This window comes from Paenibacillus agaridevorans, assembly GCF_003112455.1.
In the GTDB taxonomy this organism is placed as follows: domain Bacteria; phylum Bacillota; class Bacilli; order Paenibacillales; family Paenibacillaceae; genus Pristimantibacillus; species Pristimantibacillus agaridevorans.
The window spans coordinates 124,802-128,239 of sequence record NZ_BDQX01000054.1 but is presented as its reverse complement, the minus strand read 5'-3'; the positions used below and the strand labels follow the sequence as shown (position 1 = coordinate 128,239).

Genomic DNA, 3,438 nt, shown 5'->3' with positions numbered 1-3,438 from the left:
GCCGCCTTCCAGCCGCAGCCAGCCGTCTTCCGTCCATACGACGCGCGCAAGCCCCGTCTCCCTGCCCAGCGGAGACAGCCGTCTGCCGGGCAGCGCACGCGCGCATATAAAGGACAGGTACCACTCGCCGTTCTGCGTCTCCACGACCGCCCCGTGTCCCGCTTTCTGAAGCGGATGCTCAGGCGCGTCGATCGTCGTGATGAGCGGGGACTCCGGATCGTATTCGTACGGACCTTCGATCCGGCGCGAACGGGCCAATGTCGCGGCGTGGTTCCAGCCCGTGCCGCCCTCGGCGAGCAGCAAGTAATACCATCCGTCCCGCTTGAACATAAACGGCCCTTCCGTCACGCCGATCGAGGTGCCTGTCGCAATCGTCTTTACCGGTCCGACAAGCTTTCTCTCCTCCGGCGAAAATTGCTGCATGACTACTCCCGCAAAACGATCCCGCCCCTTTCGGAAGTCCCAGCGCATATTGAGCAGCCATTTGGTTCCGTCGTCGTCGTGGAACAGGAAAGGATCGAAGCCGCTGCTGTTCAAGTGAAGCGGCGCCGACCACGGACCGTTAATATCGGTCGCCTTAAGCAAATAATTATGCAAATCCTTGAAGACGCCGCGACGCGCCATCACGTTTGTAATCATGAGATAAAACATGCCGTTGTCATACGTCAGCGCCGGCGCCCAGATGCCGCCGGAGCTCGGAACGCCCCGCAGGTCGAGCAAGGAGGCATCGCAAAGCGGGCGAGCGATCACCTGCCAGTTCACCAGATCGCGCGAATGATGGATCTGCACGCCGGGAAACCACTCGAAGGTTGATGTCGCGATATAATAGTCGTCGCCCACGCGCAGCATGGACGCATCGGGATTAAAGCCCCTTAGCACGGGATTCGTTATCAAAGTCATCGTTCCACTCCTCCTCTGTCTTGTACGATTACAACGTATCATGGGGAGGCATCGCATGAAATGAACTTTTTTTATATAAAAGTCAGACTTTTTCACCGTTTGCCCGCGGCGTCTGTTATTCGTCGGAATTTTGATTACAATAAAGGCATGAACTACTTATTCGAACCCGTCGTGTTTCATGGCAAACCTTTGATTCTCGGATCTCGCACCCGGACGACCGATGTCTTCGCCGGCTTCTACCATTGGCATCCCTGCTGCGAGCTGCTGCTCGTCCACGAAGGCACGGGCAGCGTCATCGTCGGTCAGAAAACCTATGAGATGAAGCCGGGCCGGCTGTTTATCTTTCAGCCCTATCAGTTGCACAAGGTATTCGCAAGCGTAAGCGAGGAAACGCCTTATGTGCGAACGATTATGTTCTTCCAGCCCCATATGTTCGAGCAGGCGCTGCGTCCATTCCCGTCCCGACATGCTCTGCTGGATCGCTTATGGCGGAAAGGGGAGGGAGAATCGGCCATCGACTTGCATGGGGAGCTAAGTTATTTGGAGCATATCATCGACCGATACAACAATCGTCCCTTACCATCGAATCCGGTTGCCGAAGAAGAGGACATGACGATGCTGCTCCTCCATTATCTGGAGGCGATCTCCCTTCAGGGATCCGTGGCGGAAACGGCCGAATACCGTCCGTTTACCTATTCCGAGCAGGCCATGCAATGGATCGAAGAGCATTATGCCGAAGATATCGGGCTGGAGCATATCGCGGAGGCGCTGCATCTGTCCAAATTTTATCTGTCCCGGTTGTTCCGGCGCGAGACTGGCGGCAGCCTGTCCGATTATCTGATCGCGCGAAGAATCAAGCAGGCGTGCAGGCTGCTCCATACGACCCAGTACTCTGTCGAGCATATATCCGCTGAGGTCGGTTACCCCAATGTATCTTATTTTATCCGCAGCTTTAAAACCGCAATGGGCACGACGCCGCTTCAATATCGGGCTGCGGCACGGAAAGCGGGGCATTAAGTGGGCGCACATCTCCTTGCCGCTCCTTAACCGCCCCGCTTCTGCATGCGTCTACCAAAGGTACAAGTCGTTGCCCTTTAGCTTGAAAATGGCTTCCATGAAATAATAATCGCCGTATATAATGGCATGATGATGCGTCTTGGAATGGTAAGCGCCCGTCCCGTTCTGCAAAATCGCATCCGTCCCGCGCGACCAGTCGCTGCGCGAATCGTCCAGCGCCTTCAGCATTCGGAGCGCCGCATTGACGTAAACGTCCTTCTCGTACGGACCAACGGCCTTGGCGATCTCCAGCAGTCCGCAGGCCGCGATCGCGGCAGCTGTGTCGTCCTCGCGCCGCGGCTCGGCCGGCTGGCGGAAGTCTACGGGGATGATCCCGCTGTCCGGGACGTTGGCCATGAAGTAATGCGCGATCCGCTTCGCCGTCTGCAAATATTCATCTTTGCCGGTATGGATGTAACTCATCATAAAGCCATACAGCCCCCATGTCTGTCCCCGCGTCCAGGAGGAACCTTGCTCATAACCTTGACCGCCATACGTTTTTACGACGCCGCCCTGAAAGGGGTCGAATTCCACGATATGATGGACGGAGCCGTCCGGCCTGACGAAAGCATCCATCGCCGTGTCGGCATGCTTCATCGCGATCTGCTTAAAGCGCGGATCTCCGGTCTCTTGGGATGCCCAGTACAAAAGAGGAATGTTGAGCATGCAGTCGATGATCGCCCAGCCTCGCGTATCGCCTTCCTCCAGGTCGTTCCAAGCACGGATGAATCCGCCGGCCAGATTAAACCTGCCCGCCAGCAGATTGGCCGCATGCAGCGCGCGTTTGCGCGACTCCGGGTTGCCCGTTACTCTATAATTCGCCACGCTCGTCGGCAGCCACATAAAACCGACATCGTGATGCAAGCCGTAGAACTGCTCGAAGCAGAGATCCAGCTTATCCTCGGAAATTTGCGCGATTTCTTTATATTTGTCCAGCCCCGTCTCGTGGTGCATCAGCCACATCATGCCGCCCCAGAAGCCATTGGTCCACCAGCAGATGCCGTCCGCCTCGTCGCCGGTGGGATTGTCGATGGAGCGGTCGTCAAAAGTGCCGTCGATGGTCGTGTACGGAATTTTATTCCGCGTTTTTTCGCTTACCCAGTCCATCTTCTCCGTTATTTTGCCGATAACCTCATCCAGCCACGCCTTGTCCTTATCCTGCAGCATCCTCTTAACCCTTCTTTCTGTTGGTGTCATAAGCCAATTATAGCTTGCGCGCTAGGGGCAAAGTTGCCGCCATTCGTCCGAAAATGTTGATTTATTGCGCTGTTTGCTCCGCTGCCTTCACCTGAAAATAAACCGTATAGCTTTCGTCCTTAATCTCGTGCAGCGGGATCAAACGGATGTTAGCGCTTTGACCTTTGGTTTTGTAATAGCCGGCATTCCACCAGCTATGGTTGCGCTCCCGATCCGGCGTCAACAAACTTTCCGGGCGTTCGGCGTCGCCAACGAGGAGACGATCCTCGTCCGTCAAGCCGGCCA

General features: G+C 56.0%; 3 protein-coding genes and 1 pseudogene. 1 reads left to right on the top strand and 3 read right to left on the bottom strand.

What is annotated here, in order from left to right; genetic code table 11:
- Positions 1-900: glycoside hydrolase family 43 protein (locus PAT3040_RS38435; RefSeq protein ID WP_258234870.1), on the bottom strand; the 900-nt coding region annotated here is incomplete at its 3' end.
- Between the two features lie 60 nt (positions 901-960).
- Here PAT3040_RS38435 and PAT3040_RS06430 point away from each other — a divergent pair.
- Positions 961-1,917 carry an AraC family transcriptional regulator gene (locus PAT3040_RS06430; RefSeq protein ID WP_108991939.1) on the top strand — a complete coding sequence of 319 codons (957 nt, stop codon included), beginning with the start codon at positions 961-963 and terminating at the stop codon, positions 1,915-1,917.
- A gap of 51 nt (positions 1,918-1,968) precedes the next feature.
- Here PAT3040_RS06430 and PAT3040_RS06425 read toward each other — a convergent pair whose 3' ends face one another.
- Both PAT3040_RS06425 and PAT3040_RS38430 read right to left on the bottom strand, forming a co-directional pair.
- The gene (locus tag PAT3040_RS06425) at positions 1,969-3,123 is read right to left on the bottom strand and encodes an AGE family epimerase/isomerase (RefSeq protein WP_108991938.1); all 1,155 of its coding nucleotides are present in this window, start codon (positions 3,121-3,123) and stop codon (positions 1,969-1,971) included.
- Positions 3,124-3,214: 91 nt separating this feature from the next.
- Positions 3,215-3,438: pseudogene (locus PAT3040_RS38430) on the bottom strand (beta-L-arabinofuranosidase domain-containing protein); the annotation flags it as partial.

Coding starts and splice junctions, on each gene's coding strand:
- PAT3040_RS06430 (WP_108991939.1), top strand. CDS start 961: ATGAACTTTTTTTATATAAAAGTCAGACTTTTTCACCGTTTGCCCGCG.
- PAT3040_RS06425 (WP_108991938.1), bottom strand. CDS start 3,123: ATGCTGCAGGATAAGGACAAGGCGTGGCTGGATGAGGTTATCGGCAAA.